A 16104-nucleotide genomic window follows, 5' to 3' on the forward strand; every position below is an offset into this window, starting at 1 on the left:
CTTTTCTTGTTTTAATTTTCTTGTTTTAATTAATGATACTGAGCCATTGGTTTTCGAGACTTAGATCTGTATTAGTGATAGTTATAAAAAAATAAAGGGAGAAAATACCTCGCGTATTTTCTCCCTTTTAATTAACTAAATTAACTGTCTTATTATTAACTGAATGAATCAGTAATTGATGTATAACGAACAAAAAAATAATTTGTTTTATTGAATTAGAAAAAAAAGAATGTTTTGGTTAAAAATATGTTTGTAAAAGAAATGTTACATACTTTGTTTGCTTTTCTCTTATAGCCATCTGTAGATTTACCCGCTTAACTATTAACTAATTTTTTTCTATGGAAAAAAGACTACTACTCGTTTTGTGCGGTATTTTATTGGCTGTAACACAGCTGTTTGCGCAAAGTCAAACCATTACTGGTACAGTAACGGCTAAAGAAGATGGGTTACCCTTGCCCGGTGTAACCGTAAAAGTAAAAGGAACATCAACCGGTACCCAAACCGGTGTCAACGGTAAATTCTCCTTAAATGTTCCCCCTAATGCAATTTTATCATTTAGTTTTATTGGTTATACAACCCAGGATGTTCCTGTAGGTGGAAAAAGCCAACTAAATGTTGTTTTGGTATCATCGAGCAAAGGCTTAAATGAAGTAATTGTAACCGCCCTGGGCATTTCGCGCCAGCAAAAATCACTGGGTTATGCTGCTCAAGCGGTTAAGGGCGATGATTTAACCGTAACCAAGCAGTCTGATTTGAATACTGCGCTGGCGGGTAAAATTGCAGGTGTACAGGTACTGGGTGGATCGGGTGCTAAATTCGGAACTTCAACCATTCGTATCCGTGGTGTTAACTCGTTATCAGGCGGTAACCCTATTTATGTAGTGAATGGGGTGGTTACAGATCCAAATGCCGTTAATAATGATGATATTGAATCGTTAACAGTTTTGAAAGGGCCTGCTGCTACTGCATTGTATGGTCAGCGTGCATCAGAAGGTGCTGTGGTTATTACACTTAAAAAAGGTGTGGATAAAGGTATTGGTGTTTCATTTAATCAATCAACCACTTTTGAAAAGGTATATCAATTACCCGCTTATCAGAATGAATACGGTGGTGGAACAAGCTTAAATTGGAATACATACACTTATCAGCCCGGAGTTTCGCCAGCTTCAAATGCCAATTTTAATGGGGTTAAATACTATAACTATGGTGTTGACGAAAGCTGGGGCCCAAAATTAGACGGTACACTGTATGCTCCCTGGTATTTCTGGGATCCAACAAACCCGGGTTACGGAAAACTAAAGCCTTTTGTGGCCCAGCCTAATAACGTACGCGATTTTTATAACACGGGTGTTACTTATAATACCAACGCTGCATTTTCCAAGGCAGCAGATAATTATAATTTCCGCGTATCTTATACCAATATTGACCGTACTGGTATAACACCTAATAGTAATCAAAAGCGTAATAACGTTGGTTTAAACGGTGAATTGAAATTAACTAAAAAGCTTACTGTAAGCGCTAACTTTAATTTTTCACAAATCAATTCAAACAATATCCCACAGGAAGGTTACGGAACGCAAACTGCCGGTTCGTTCAGCCAATGGTTTCATAGAGATCTTGAAATTGATCAGCTAAAAAAATATCAAAGAGCCGATGGAACTTATACTTCGTGGAATATAATCAGTCCGGATGATCTTTCTCCGCACTATTGGGATAATCCATATACAGAAGCTTATGTCAATACTTCCAAATCTAATAGTAACCGGGTGTATGGAAACATTACCGCGTCCTATCAGTTCACTAAGGATTTATCATTATCTGTAATTGCAAGGGAAGACCTTTTGAATAGGGACGATAACTCACGTGTTGGCTCGGGTACAATAAACGTCGACTCTTATTCGCAAAGTCAGTATACCTACAAAGAGAATAATTACGTAGCGAATTTAGCATATAACCATATTTTTGGTGATTTGTCATTAAAAGCCGGTTTGTATGCCGAAACCCGCCAGGACCGTTACCTGTATACAAGTGGTAATACTAACGGTGGTTTAGCTGTTCCGGAGTTATATACACTTGGCAATTCACTTGATGCTCCAACTGCCTTAAGTTATAATGCTTTAAGCCGGGTAAATAGTTATTATGGGTTTACATCATTTGGTTATAAGGATTATTTGTACCTGGATCTGAATATACGTAATGACATTTCTTCTACACTGCCTGTAAACAATAATTCATATTGGTATGGTGGTGTTTCCGGATCATTTGTTTTTTCAGAACTAATGCCCAAAAATGATGTGTTTACCTTTGGTAAGTTAAGGCTGTCTGCAGCTAAAACAGGTTCTGATGCTCAGCCATATCAGGTTTACCGTACTTTTGATTTGAGTACAACTCCTCATGGCACTGACCCGATACAGACTGTACCTAACACACTGACAAATCCAAATTTGAAACCAACCCTTTCAACCGCTTATGAAATAGGTACAGAGCTGCATTTTATAAAGGATAGAATTAAGTTTGATTTCAACTACTATACTCGTAATACTAAAGATCAGATATTGCCATTGCCGGTTAACGGTACTTCAGGATACTCTGTAGCTGTGGTTAATGCGGGTGAAATTAAAAATCATGGTATTGAGATAAGTCTTGGCGGTACTCCGGTTAAGTCAAAAGATTTTATTTGGAATGCCGATTTTAACATTGCGTTTAACCGTAACAAGGTTGTATCAATTTATCCAGGTGTAAATAGTTTACAGGTTACACCTGATGGTTTAGGTGGATATGGAATATCTGGCGGTAATCAGGCAGCAGGCGCAAAAAGCTTTGGGTTTGTTGGGTCACCAAGCTTTGGTGTAAATGGTGTAGTTGGCAGTTCTTATGGCCAAATAATCGGTTCTGGTTTTACCCGCGATAAAAACGGGAATATCATAGTTGACGATACAGGAATGCCAATTGTAAATAACAATGTTAATTTAGGTAGTATGCTGCCAAGCTATACAGGTGGTTTCACAAACTCTTTTAACTACAAAGGCTTTACACTTGCTTTTTCTCTTGATTTTCAGAAGGGCGGTAAATTTGTATCAGTTACCGAACAAAACTTAAATGGTTCGGGCCTGGGGGCAGAAACGGTAGGTAATAATGCCAAAGGCAACCCCGTACGTAACGATGTGGCGTCTGGTGGCGGTACACTGGTTCAGGGAGTACATGAAGATGGTACACCCAATACTACTTACGTTAGTACCCGGTCTTTGTATGAGCAGGTTTATAGCCAGATATGGGAAAAATGGACTTATGATGCTTCCTACGTTAAACTAAGGGAGGTAAGCATCGGTTACTCTTTCCCTAAAAAGATGCTGGGCAGATTACCTTTCCAAACAGCTTATTTTGGTATAACCACCCAAAACCCATGGATGATCTATTCTAAAGTTAAAGGCGTTGATCCTTCCCAGTTACAAACGTCCTTTTATGAAGGTGGTCAATTGCCAAACACAAGAAACTTAGGGTTTAACATTAAGCTAACATTCTAATAAGCTCAGAAAATCATGAAAAAAATATCTATAAGTAAATATATTATCGGGGCCGGTGTAATTATCCTGGCTTCATGTAAAGTGGGGGGCGATGTTAATGTTAACCCCAACCAGTCGCCAAACGCGCAAGGTGGCTATTTGTTAAATAGCGCGATACAATTTTTAGGCGGTGTAAATGGTGCTGGTGCTACAACTAACATCAATTCATTTGCTGGCGAATTATATTCCCAGTATATGTCTGAAACGTTTTATACCAATGAATCATTGTTTGCATTAAAGCAATATGATTACCAAACGTATTATACCGGGCCGTTGAAGGATCTGCAATCGGTTATTGATGTTAACACCAACGTGACAACTAAAGATCAGGCAACAACACTAAGATATGGTTCAAACAATAATCAGATAGCGGCTGCAAGGATACTTAAAGCATTTATCTTCTTGACAATAACCGACAGGTGGGGTGATATCCCTTATACGCAGGCATTAAAAGCAGATGCAAATTTCTCCCCGGCTTTTGATGCTCAGAAAGATGTATATGCAGCTTTAATGAAAGAATTGGATGATGCCCAAAATCAATTTGATGATAAAGGCACATTGACAAATGATATCTTATTTAGCGGAGATAATACCAAGTGGAAACATTGGGCAAACTCTTTACACGCTATTATGGCATTAAGGTTATCAAAAGTTGATCCAACAACGGGCCGCACCGAATTTGCAAAAGCGGTGGCAGCTGGTTTAATGGCATCAAATGCCGATAATGCATCATATACTTATCTGGCCGCTCAAACAAACGAAAATCCATATTTTGCTAATTACCGAAATCGGTATGATTATGCCGTTAGTAGTTTGGTGGTTAATACACTTACTACGCTTAACGATCCCCGATTAACTGTTTATGTAGCACCAACATCAGCCAATACCTATGTAGGTTTACCTTATGGTACCTTTGGTGATGCCCTGGACAATTATAACGCCGGTACAAGAGATAATCCAGGTAACGTGTCATTAATAGGTTTGGCGGTGTCAAACCAGAGCTCACCAACCGTATGGACGTCATATGCACAGGTGTTATTTACTGAGGCCGAAGCGGCTCATTTAGGATGGATACCTGGCGGTGATGTAGCCGCGGGTAACTTTTATGACCAGGGTGTAACAGCATCCTTAACGCAGAATGGTGTAAGCGACGCTGACGCTCAGACTTATTTGGGTCAAGCCTCCGTAAAGTTTTCTGCTGGTACTGCAATGGAGCAAATACATACGCAAAAATGGATTGCTGGATTTTTAGGAGACGGGTGGGAGTCATGGGCTGAATATCGCAGAACAGGCTTACCTAAGCTGCTTGATCCGGTACCAGGATCATTAAGCCCAGGCCAGAATATTCCGCGCAGACAACAGTATCCTCAAACAGAGATTGATCTGAATAGGACTAACTACAACGCTGTAGTTGCCCGTCAGGGTCCGGATGCGCTTAATACCAGGGTGTACTGGGATAAACAATAACTATATACTATAAACAACAATGGCTGCCTTAGCAGCCATTGTTGTTTATAGTAATAAAAATATGCATCTTATTTGATTTTCAAATATTTGTGCTTACCTTTGACCCTCCTTGAAAGGAGGTATTTTAGGAATTATGATCATTATCAACGTAAAAGAAGGCGAATCATTGGATAAAGCATTGAAACGCTTCAAGAAAAAATTTGAGAAAACAGGTGTGTTGAGAGAGCTTCGCAGTCGTCAGGCATTCGAGAAAAAATCTGTTACTCGTCGTCATGTTGTTAAACATGCAATCTACAAGCAAAATATGAATCAGGAAACTGTTTAATTCTTGTAAAAGAATTTTTCAAATTTCTTAACACTATATTAAAACTATTTGTACATTCAATCTCTGGATGTTCAAATGGTTTTTATGTTTTTAGAGCGGTTTATCCAATACATTAAGTTCGAAAAGCGATACTCTCCCCATACCGTATCCGCTTATAGATCAGACCTGGATCAGTTCATGCGCTTTTTGAACCCGGGAGAAACGAATAGCGTTCCCAAATCAACTATTACCCATCCTAATCAGATAAGTTATCATGACATCCGCAACTGGATGGTGGAGCTTATGGAGCAAAAAATTATAGCCCGTTCTGTAAACCGCAAAATGGCCACGCTGCGTAAGTATTTTAAATTTTTATTGCAGGAAGGCATTATTACGGATAATCCAACATCCAAAATACGGTCGCAAAAAATACCCAAGAATCTTCCGGTTGTTGTTGAGGACACTCGTTTGGCCCAGATGCTGGATGATAACGAAATATTTACAGATGATTTTATAGGTCAGCGCGACAAGCTGGTTGTTGAAATGTTATTTGGTACCGGTATGCGTTTGGCCGAGCTCTTGAGTCTTAAGGATCAGGATATTAACGAATATGAGGGCACACTAAAGGTTTTAGGTAAACGGAACAAAGAGCGCATCATTCCTGTAAATACAGAGCTGCGAACTTTGCTGGCTAAGTACCAAGAGTTAAAGAAAAATCAAAATTTTGATAACAATTCACTAACATTAATCGTTACAAATAAAGGAGCTGCTGCTTATCCGAAACTAATATATTTAATAGTGCATAAATACCTCTCCAACATATCAACCCAAGATAAAAAGAGCCCTCACGTACTCCGGCATACGTTTGCAACCAGCTTGCTCAATAACGGAGCCGATTTAAATTCAATAAAAGAACTTTTGGGTCATGCCAATTTAAGCGCGACTCAAATTTATACACACAATTCAGTTGAAAGATTAAAGTCTATTTACAAACAAGCCCATCCAAAGGCGTAATTCAAGGAGGAAACATGAAAATTACAGTGCAATCCATTCATTTTACCGCAGACAAGAAATTATTAGATTTTATTCAGAAAAAGGCTGATAAGCTGGATACGTTTTATGATCAGATAATTAGCGGGGAAGTTTATTTAAAACTGGAAAATGTAGAAGATGAGGCAAATAAAATAACGGAGATAAAATTGTTGCTTCCGGGTAACCAGATTTTTGCAAAAGAGAAATGCAAAAGTTTTGAAGAAGCTACCGATCTGGCCATTGAAAGTCTCCGCAAGCAGATAGAAAAGCACAAACAGAAGAAAACCATTGCCGACACCGCAGCCAAAAAGGCTATCTTGATGGCGGCCGAGGACGATTTATAGTATAAAAAAGCCCTTTTTTAGGCAAAAATCGACGAGTTTTTCACTCGTCGATTTTTTTTGATAAAAAATTTTGTACGGGTTTAATTTTTTGTAGATTTGCAATCCCTTTCAGAGAGGTGCTAAGCACTGAAAAAAAAGTTAGGATTGTTCTTTAAAATATAAAAAAGCTTATTAGTTTTGCCGCTCTCAATTTTGAAACCTCTTTAAGGTTATAAAATAAGAAAAGCTAAATAAATATAAGCCTCCTTAGCTCAGCTGGTAGAGCGACTGACTTGTAATCAGTAGGTCATTGGTTCGATCCCGATAGGAGGCTCAGTTTTTTTCGGATTGAAGTGTTTAGCTTCAACTTTGGACATTTTAAATCCGGAATTAACTAATGGGGGGATACCAGAGCGGTCAAATGGGACGGACTGTAAATCCGTTGCTTCGGCTACGAAGGTTCGAATCCTTCTCCCCCCACTGGAAATTCCAGAACAAGCTAAATTCTAAATTCTAAATCAATTAGAGTTTAGAGTTTAGTTTTTGGAGTTTAAAAAAGCGGAAGTAGCTCAGTTGGTAGAGCGATAGCCTTCCAAGCTATAGGTCGCGAGTTCGAACCTCGTCTTCCGCTCGGGAATTAATTAATGAGTTATTGAATTGCTGAATTAGTGATTAGTAGGAGTTTAAAATTCAATAATTCACTAAATCATTAATTCAATAATTAAAATAAGCCGACGTAGCTCAGGGGTAGAGCACTTCCTTGGTAAGGAAGAGGTCATGGGTTCAAATCCCATTGTTGGCTCAATAAAATAAAGAGTAAAACAAGAATACATTTTTAAGTATAAATTAACCTACAAAATAATTATAAATCATGGCAAAAGAAAAGTTTGACCGCAGTAAACCGCACTTAAACATCGGTACAATCGGTCACGTTGACCACGGCAAAACAACCCTTACTGCAGCTATCACTAAAGTATTAGCTGATGCAGGTTTATCAGAAGCTCGTTCATTTGATTCAATTGACTCAGCTCCTGAAGAAAAAGAGCGTGGTATCACCATCAATACAGCACACGTTGAGTATTCAACAGCTAACCGTCACTATGCACACGTTGACTGTCCAGGTCACGCGGATTATGTGAAAAACATGGTTACTGGTGCTGCTCAAATGGATGGTGCAATCATTGTTGTTGCTGCTACTGACGGTCCAATGCCACAAACCCGCGAACACATCCTGTTAGCACGTCAGGTAGGTGTACCTGCACTTGTTGTATTTATGAACAAGGTTGACATGGTTGATGATCCGGAATTATTAGAATTAGTAGAAATGGAAATTCGTGAATTATTATCATTCTACGAATATCCAGGTGATGATATCCCAGTTATCCAGGGTTCTGCATTAGGTGGTCTTAACGGCGATCCTACCTGGGTTGGCAAAATCATGGAGTTGATGGATGCTGTAGATAACTACATCCCTATCCCTCCACGTTTAACTGAGCTTCCTTTCCTGATGCCAGTTGAAGACGTATTCTCAATCACTGGTCGTGGTACTGTTGCTACCGGTCGTATTGAGCGTGGTGTAATCAACTCAGGTGAAGCAGTTGATATCTTAGGTATGGGTGCTGAGAACTTGAAATCAACCGTAACTGGTGTTGAGATGTTCCGCAAGATCCTTGACCGTGGTGAAGCTGGTGACAACGTAGGTTTATTGTTACGTGGTATTGAAAAAACTGATATCCGTCGTGGTATGGTTATTTGCAAACCAGGTTCAGTAACTCCACACACCGACTTTAAAGCAGAAGTTTACGTATTATCAAAAGCAGAAGGTGGCCGTCACACTCCATTCTTCAACAAATACCGCCCGCAATTCTATTTCCGTACAACTGACGTAACTGGTGAGATTTCACTGGCCGAAGGTGTAGAAATGGTTATGCCAGGTGATAACGTTACCATCACTGTAAAATTGATCAACGCTATCGCTATGGAAAAAGGCTTACGTTTCGCTATCCGTGAAGGTGGCAGAACAGTAGGTGCTGGCCAGGTAACTGAAATCTTAAAATAAGAATTTCAAAAAAGGTTAATTGGAAACATAAGTTTGACTGTAAAAAGCAAACTTATGTTTTCTTATTATAAAATATACACGGGAATAGTTCAACGGTAGAATAGAGGTCTCCAAAACCTTTGATCAGGGTTCGAATCCTTGTTCCCGTGCATAAGCAAACAATAAAAAATGGCAGGCGTAGCTGAATATATTAAAGAATCATACATCGAGTTAACTCAAAAAGTAACTTGGCCAACCTGGCGCGAACTGCAAAGCAGTGCTATATTAGTACTTGTGGCAGCAATTATTATAGCGTTAGTTATTGTGGGTATGGACCAGATCATTAATTATTTGCTTGGTATATTTTATCATTCGCTAACATAACATCAAGGAGACAACGATGAGTGATCAATTGAAATGGTATGTAGTTAGGGCCATCAGTGGTAAAGAAAAGAAGGTTAAGCAATACATAGATGCCGAAATTAGTCGTTTGGGCATTACGCATTTGGTACCGCAGGTATTAATACCTACCGAAAAGTACTATCAAATGCGCGACGGAAAAAAGATAGCTAAAGAGCGTAATTATTTTCCGGGTTATGTATTGATGGAAGCTGTGCTTGACGGTGAAACCGAACACATCATCAAAAATATAAACAGTGTGATAGGTTTTTTGGGTGATAAAGCCGGAAACGCTATTCCACTTCGCCAGGCAGAAGTTAACCGTATTTTAGGTAAGGTTGATGAAATGAGCGCGCAAGGCGAAACAATGAACGTACCTTATTACATCGGCGAAAACGTGAAAGTTATGGACGGACCGTTCAATGGCTTTAGCGGCGTTATTGAAGAGGTTAATGAAGAAAAAAAGAAACTGAAAGTAATGGTAAAGATATTCGGGCGCCGTACGCCGCTTGAATTGAATTACATGCAGGTAGAGAAAGAATAAGTTTGGTGAGCAGTGAATAGTTGATTAGAGAATGGTTGACTATAAACGATACACAATAATAAAATACAAATAAGCGTGTTTGATATTAGCGGAGTGATAACTACTCACCACTCACTAACCAACCACTCACAAAATCTTAAATGTTACTTAGCTTCCACTTACTAACATTGAGTTATAATTAAAGTAAATTAAAATGGCAAAAGAAATCGGTGCGATGGTAAAGCTGCAGGTAAAAGGCGGCGCTGCAAACCCATCACCTCCAATTGGACCTGCTTTAGGTGCAAAAGGGGTGAATATCATGGAGTTTTGCAAGCAGTTTAATGCACGTACCCAGGATAAGCCTGGTAAAGTGTTGCCTGTTTTGATTACTGTTTACGTTGATAAGTCTTTCGATTTTATCATTAAAACCCCTCCGGTTGCAATCCAATTATTGGAAGTAACAGGATTAAAAAGTGGTTCAGCAGAGCCCAACCGTAAAAAAGTTGCCAATGTAAATTGGGAACAGGTTGAAACTATTGCTAAAGATAAAATGGTGGATCTAAACGCATTCACAGTTGAATCAGCCATGAAAATGGTGGCAGGTACTGCCCGTAGTATGGGAATAACCGTATCAGGTACGGCTCCCTGGAATTAATTAATTTATATTAAAATCAGTTTAAGACAGTGGCTAGATTAACAAAAAATCAGAAAGTGGCACTCTCCAAAATTGAGGCTAACAAATCGTATTCATTACAGGATGCGTCATCTTTAGTAAAGGAATTAACCTTGACCAAATTTGATTCATCAGTTGATATAGACGTTCGTTTAGGTGTTGACCCGCGTAAAGCCAATCAAATGGTGCGTGGTATTGCAACATTACCTCATGGAACCGGTAAAACTGTACGTGTACTGGTGCTTTGTACTCCTGACAAGGAACAAGAAGCAAAAGACGCAGGTGCAGATTACGTAGGTTTGGATGATTATATTGCCAAGATTGAAGGTGGATGGACTGATGTTGATATTATCATCACTATGCCAAGTGTTATGGCTAAAGTAGGTCGTTTGGGTCGTATATTAGGCCCGCGTAACCTTATGCCTAACCCTAAATCAGGAACAGTAACTCCAGAAGTTGGAAAAGCGGTAACTGACGTAAAAGGTGGTAAAATCGACTTCAAAGTTGATAAAACAGGTATCATCCATGCCTCAATAGGAAAAGCATCTTTCTCTGCGGATAAAATTTATGAGAATGCATTAGAAGTATTGCAAACTATCTCAAAATTAAAACCATCTGCAGCTAAAGGAACATATTTCAAGAGTATCCATATCTCTTCAACTATGTCGCCAGGAATTGCAATTGAAACCAAAACAGTAGCGGGGATTTAATCATGAATAAAGAAGAAAAATACGATCTTGTTCTTGCCCTTACTGAGCAAATGAAAGAGTACGGTAATTTTTATATTACCGATACCTCTGATTTGACGGTTGCAAAGATCAATGACATTCGTCGCAAATGTTTCGACAGCGACATCAAAATGCAGGTAGCAAAAAATAGCTTGATCAAAAAAGCTATGGAAGCTGCAGGCGGCGACTTTAGCCCGATATATGATGTATTAAAAGGTTCATCATCAATCCTTTTCTCTAAATCAGCAACTGCTCCGGCAAAGCTGATCAAACAATTGAGAAAAGCAGGTGACAAACCAGTTTTAAAAGCAGCATATATTGACTCAGCAGTGTTTATTGGCGACAACCAGATCGATACATTGATCAAGTTGAAATCAAAAGAACAACTGATTGGCGAGATAATAGGATTACTACAATCACCTGCCAAAAACGTTATTTCTGCATTACAATCAGGCGGAAATACAATTGCAGGCCTTGTAAAAACATTACAGGAAAGAGGTTAACGAACGCCTTATTAAAGTTCGATATTAACAAACAAAAAGCATTAAAAGTAAAATTTAAATAAAATGGCGGATTTAAAAGCGTTTGCTGAACAGTTGGTAAACTTAACAGTAAAAGAAGTAAACGAATTAGCTCAGATCTTAAAAGATGAGTATGGTATTGAGCCTGCTGCTGCAGCTGTAGCTGTTGCTGCTGCTCCTGCTGGTGGCGATGATGCCCCTGCTGCTGCTGCAGAACAAACTGCATTTGACGTTATCCTGAAAGAAGCAGGTGGTTCAAAATTAGCAGTTGTTAAATTAGTAAAAGATTTAACCGGCTTAGGTTTGAAGGAAGCTAAAGATCTTGTTGACGGCGCACCAAAAGAATTAAAAACTGGTGTAACTAAAGAAGAAGCTCAATCTTTGAAAACTCAATTAGAAGAAGCTGGAGCAGTAGTTGAGGTTAAATAAGTTAACCCAATAAAAATATAGCATCAGACTCCGACCTATTTTGGTCGGGGTCTATTGCTGTTTATATACAATAGACTTGAGATATTAGATTTGGGATTTGAGATCTTTTGCGGGATATAGCCTGCGAAATTTTTTAGTCTCAATACTTACGTCTCATATCTCACTTCTAAATACAGGTTTATTAATAAACTAAAATTATAATACCTTGGCAAACAACAATAATCAAAGAGTAAACTTTGCAACCAGCAGAAAGGTACTTGATTACCCTGATTTCCTGGATGTGCAGTTACAATCTTTCCAGGAATTTTTTCAATTGGAAACCACCTCAGACAACCGTTATAAAGAAGGTTTGTTTAAAGTGTTTGCTGAAAATTTTCCGATATCGGATTCAAGAAACATCTTTGTTTTAGAGTTTCTTGATTACTTTATTGATCCGCCACGTTACGATATACAAGAGTGTATAGAGCGCGGATTAACTTACAGTGTGCCTTTAAAAGCCAAGCTTCGCCTTTCATGTAATGATGAGGAGCACGAAGATTTTGAAACTATTGTACAGGACGTGTACCTGGGAACTATCCCATACATGACCCCTAAAGGTACATTTGTTATAAATGGTGCCGAGCGTGTAATTGTTTCACAGTTACACCGTTCGCCAGGTGTGTTCTTTGGCCAAAGCCGCCATACCAACGGTACAAAATTATACTCTGCCCGTGTTATTCCTTTCAAAGGTTCATGGATTGAGTTTGCTACAGACGTCAACAACGTGATGTATGCTTACATTGACCGTAAAAAGAAATTCCCGGTTACTACACTGCTTCGCGCCATTGGTTATGACTCTGATAAAGATATATTAGAGCTGTTTGAACTGGCCGACGAAGTAAAAGTAAGCAAATCTGGTCTGAAGAAATTCATTGGCCGTAAGCTTGCTGCAAGGGTGCTTAAAAAATGGGTTGAAGACTTCGTGGATGAGGATACTGGTGAAGTGGTTTCTATCGACCGTAATGAGATCATCCTTGAGCGTGAAACCGTATTGGAAGACGATCATATTGATATGATCATTGATGCCGGTGTTAAAACCATCATTCTGAACAAGGAAGATGCTGCCACCAGCGGTGATTATACTATTATATACAATACCTTACAGAAAGATACTTCGAACTCGGAGAAAGAAGCGGTTGAGCACATCTACCGTCAGTTACGTAACGCTGAACCACCTGATGAAGAAACAGCTCGTGGTATCATCGATCGTTTATTCTTCTCTGATAAAAGATATGATTTGGGCGATGTGGGCCGCTACCGCATCAACCGTAAGTTGAAACTGAATACCTCTGATGAAACAAAGGTATTAACCAAGCAGGATATTATTGCCATAGTGAAGTATTTGATCAAACTGATCAACTCTAAAGCTGAGGTGGATGATATTGACCACTTGTCAAACCGTCGTGTTCGTACAGTGGGTGAGCAGTTATATGCTCAGTTTGGTGTTGGTTTGGCACGTATGGCACGTACTATTCGTGAGCGTATGAACATCCGTGATAACGAGGTGTTTACGCCAACCGACCTGATCAACGCACGTACATTATCATCAGTGATCAACTCGTTCTTCGGAACAAACCAGTTATCACAGTTCATGGACCAAACCAATCCACTGGCAGAGATCACGCACAAGCGTCGTCTGTCAGCCCTTGGGCCCGGTGGTCTGTCACGTGAGCGTGCTGGTTTCGAGGTTCGTGACGTACACTACACCCACTACGGTAGGTTGTGTACCATTGAAACTCCGGAAGGACCGAACATTGGTTTGATTTCATCACTTTGCGTACACGCCAAGATCAACAACTTAGGCTTTATCGAAACACCATACAAACGTGTGGTTGAAGGTAAAGTACAGGTTGACGAACCGGTTATCTATTTATCTGCAGAAGATGAAGACGGTAAAACCATTGGCCAGGCTAATGCTCATTATGATGATAAAGGGGTGTTTGCATTGCCAAAAGTAAAAGCACGTTTTGAAGGTGACTTCCCGATCATTGACCCGGAGAAACTTGATTTAATGGATATCGCTCCAAACCAGATCACTTCTATCGCGGCTTCATTGATTCCGTTCCTGGAACATGATGATGCTAACCGTGCGTTGATGGGATCGAACATGCAACGCCAGGCCGTACCATTGTTACGTCCTGAAGCGCCAATTGTTGGAACCGGACTGGAAGGACGTGTGGCAAAAGATTCACGTACACTGATCAACGCCGAAGGCGATGGTGTAGTGGAGTATGTTGATGCCAACGAGATCCGTATTAAATATGACCGTGATGAGCTTGACCGTTTGGTTTCATTTGATGGCGATTCAAAAAGCTATCGTTTAACCAAATTCAAGAAAACCAACCAAAGCACCACCATGAACCTGAAGCCGATTGTTAAAAAAGGCCAAAGAGTATCAAAAGGTGAAGTTCTTTGCGAAGGTTATGCTACTCAGAATGGTGAGCTTGCATTAGGCCGTAACTTAAAAGTGGCGTTCATGCCTTGGCAGGGATATAACTTTGAGGATGCGATCGTAATATCTGAGCGTGTGGTTTCACAGGATATTTTCACTTCACTTCACGTTGAAGAGTTTGAACTGGAAGTACGTGATACCAAACGTGGTGAAGAGGAATTGACACCGGATATCCCTAACGTATCAGAAGAAGCTACCAAAGACCTTGACGAAGACGGTATCATCCGTGTAGGTGCCGAGGTTAAAGAAGGCGACATCCTGATTGGTAAGATCACTCCAAAAGGTGAATCGGACCCATCACCGGAAGAAAAACTGTTACGTGCCATATTTGGTGATAAAGCAGGTGACGTTAAAGATGCGTCATTGAAAACTCCGCCATCTATTGCAGGTGTGGTTATTGATACCAAATTGTTCAGCCGTGCTAAAAAGACCTCTAAGGCCGAAGAAAAAGCACAGTTGGAGAAACTGGATACTAAACATGAAAGAGCTGTAAAAGAACTTAAAAATACTTTGATCGAAAAGTTATTTGAGATCGTGAATGGTAAAACATCACAAGGTGTTTACAACATTTACAAAGAGCTTTTAGTGCCAAAAGGTGTAAAATTCACCCAGAAAATTTTAGTTGAGCTTAGTTACGAAAACATTAACCCAACTAAATGGACAACTGATGATGATAAAAACGATCAGATCAAGCTTTTGCTTCATAACTACAACATCAAAGTTAATGAGGAATTAGGCGCTTATCGTCGTGATAAATTTGCTATCAGTGTAGGTGATGAACTTCCATCAGGTATCGTACAAATGGCTAAAGTTTACATCGCTAAAAAGCGTAAGCTTAAAGTAGGTGATAAAATGGCCGGCCGTCACGGTAACAAGGGTATCGTTGCACGTATTGTACGTGATGAGGATATGCCTTTCCTTGAGGATGGAACACCAGTTGATATTGTGTTGAACCCACTGGGTGTACCTTCACGTATGAACTTGGGTCAGATCTACGAAACCGTATTAGGCTGGGCCGGTAAAGAGCTTGGTATTAAATTCGCTACCCCAATTTTTGATGGTGCAAGCCATGAAGAAGTGGAAGAGTGGGTTAAAAAGGCAAACTTACCAGAATCAGGGCGTACCTATTTATACAATGGCTTAACAGGCGACCGTTTTGATCAGCAAACTACAGTAGGTATTATATACATGCTGAAATTAGGTCACATGGTTGATGACAAGATGCACGCACGTTCAATCGGGCCATACTCATTAATTACACAACAACCATTGGGTGGTAAAGCTCAGTTTGGTGGTCAGCGTTTTGGTGAGATGGAGGTTTGGGCATTGGAAGCATTCGGTGCATCAAACATACTGCAGGAAATATTGACCGTTAAATCGGATGATGTTATCGGTCGTGCCAAAACTTACGAGGCTATTGTTAAAGGTGAAAACCTGCCAACTCCATCTGTTCCTGAATCATTCAACGTATTGGTTCATGAGTTAAGAGGTTTAGGTTTAGATATCACGTTAGAATAATTATTGAATTATTGAGGGATTGAATTATTGATTAATTCATTCCTTCAATAATTTTCGAATTCGATAATTCAATAATTCATTCCTTCAATAATTAA

13 protein-coding genes and 5 tRNA genes are annotated in these 16104 nt (G+C 39.5%); all 18 read left to right on the forward strand.

The window, feature by feature from the left end; genetic code table 11:
* Positions 1 to 338: 338 nt before the first annotated feature.
* The 18 genes from ACNURT_RS07270 to rpoB all read left to right on the forward strand — a co-directional run bounded on the left by ACNURT_RS07270 (position 339) and on the right by rpoB (position 16009).
* Complete coding sequence (locus ACNURT_RS07270; protein ID WP_419701175.1) at positions 339 to 3524, forward strand: SusC/RagA family TonB-linked outer membrane protein; 3186 nt, start codon at positions 339 to 341, stop codon at positions 3522 to 3524.
* Between the two features lie 15 nt (positions 3525 to 3539).
* Positions 3540 to 5030, forward strand: coding sequence for a SusD/RagB family nutrient-binding outer membrane lipoprotein (locus ACNURT_RS07275; protein ID WP_419701176.1), 1491 nt, complete (start codon positions 3540 to 3542; stop codon positions 5028 to 5030).
* Positions 5031 to 5163: 133 nt separating this feature from the next.
* Positions 5164 to 5355, forward strand: coding sequence for a 30S ribosomal protein S21 (gene rpsU / locus ACNURT_RS07280; RefSeq protein ID WP_076374884.1), 192 nt, complete (start codon positions 5164 to 5166; stop codon positions 5353 to 5355).
* A 48-nt stretch (positions 5356 to 5403) separates the two neighbouring features.
* Entirely contained in the window at positions 5404 to 6348 is a 945-nt protein-coding gene (locus ACNURT_RS07285; RefSeq protein ID WP_419701177.1) for a tyrosine-type recombinase/integrase, read from the forward strand.
* A gap of 14 nt (positions 6349 to 6362) precedes the next feature.
* Positions 6363 to 6710, forward strand: a complete 348-nt coding sequence (gene hpf / locus ACNURT_RS07290) for a ribosome hibernation-promoting factor, HPF/YfiA family (protein ID WP_370993779.1) — start codon at positions 6363 to 6365, stop codon at positions 6708 to 6710.
* 240 nt (positions 6711 to 6950) lie between these two features.
* Positions 6951 to 7023: transfer RNA gene (locus ACNURT_RS07295), tRNA-Thr, on the forward strand.
* 65 nt (positions 7024 to 7088) lie between these two features.
* A tRNA-Tyr gene (locus ACNURT_RS07300) sits at positions 7089 to 7169 on the forward strand.
* A 78-nt stretch (positions 7170 to 7247) separates the two neighbouring features.
* Positions 7248 to 7320: transfer RNA gene (locus ACNURT_RS07305), tRNA-Gly, on the forward strand.
* Between the two features lie 99 nt (positions 7321 to 7419).
* Positions 7420 to 7491, forward strand: a tRNA-Thr gene (locus ACNURT_RS07310).
* Positions 7492 to 7560: 69 nt separating this feature from the next.
* The gene (gene tuf, locus ACNURT_RS07315) at positions 7561 to 8748 is read left to right on the forward strand and encodes an elongation factor Tu (protein ID WP_090473141.1); all 1188 of its coding nucleotides are present in this window, start codon (positions 7561 to 7563) and stop codon (positions 8746 to 8748) included.
* A gap of 78 nt (positions 8749 to 8826) precedes the next feature.
* Positions 8827 to 8897, forward strand: a tRNA-Trp gene (locus ACNURT_RS07320).
* Between the two features lie 19 nt (positions 8898 to 8916).
* Positions 8917 to 9111: a preprotein translocase subunit SecE gene (gene secE, locus ACNURT_RS07325; RefSeq protein WP_076374892.1), complete on the forward strand. Its 195-nt coding sequence runs from the start codon at positions 8917 to 8919 to the stop codon at positions 9109 to 9111.
* A gap of 16 nt (positions 9112 to 9127) precedes the next feature.
* Positions 9128 to 9670: a transcription termination/antitermination protein NusG gene (gene nusG, locus ACNURT_RS07330; RefSeq protein WP_076374894.1), complete on the forward strand. Its 543-nt coding sequence runs from the start codon at positions 9128 to 9130 to the stop codon at positions 9668 to 9670.
* Between the two features lie 193 nt (positions 9671 to 9863).
* The gene (gene rplK / locus ACNURT_RS07335) at positions 9864 to 10304 is read left to right on the forward strand and encodes a 50S ribosomal protein L11 (RefSeq protein WP_090473140.1); all 441 of its coding nucleotides are present in this window, start codon (positions 9864 to 9866) and stop codon (positions 10302 to 10304) included.
* Between the two features lie 29 nt (positions 10305 to 10333).
* Positions 10334 to 11032, forward strand: a complete 699-nt coding sequence (rplA, locus tag ACNURT_RS07340) for a 50S ribosomal protein L1 (protein ID WP_370993778.1) — start codon at positions 10334 to 10336, stop codon at positions 11030 to 11032.
* Between the two features lie 2 nt (positions 11033 to 11034).
* Entirely contained in the window at positions 11035 to 11553 is a 519-nt protein-coding gene (rplJ, locus tag ACNURT_RS07345; RefSeq protein WP_370993777.1) for a 50S ribosomal protein L10, read from the forward strand.
* 63 nt (positions 11554 to 11616) lie between these two features.
* Positions 11617 to 12000, forward strand: a complete 384-nt coding sequence (gene rplL / locus ACNURT_RS07350; RefSeq protein ID WP_090473137.1) for a 50S ribosomal protein L7/L12 — start codon at positions 11617 to 11619, stop codon at positions 11998 to 12000.
* Positions 12001 to 12205: 205 nt separating this feature from the next.
* Positions 12206 to 16009 carry a DNA-directed RNA polymerase subunit beta gene (gene rpoB, locus ACNURT_RS07355; RefSeq protein ID WP_419701178.1) on the forward strand — a complete coding sequence of 1268 codons (3804 nt, stop codon included), beginning with the start codon at positions 12206 to 12208 and terminating at the stop codon, positions 16007 to 16009.
* Positions 16010 to 16104: the final 95 nt, after the last annotated feature.

The sequence above is a fragment of the Mucilaginibacter sp. NFX135 genome (assembly GCF_048565145.1).
In the GTDB taxonomy this organism is placed as follows: Bacteria; Bacteroidota; Bacteroidia; order Sphingobacteriales; family Sphingobacteriaceae; genus Mucilaginibacter.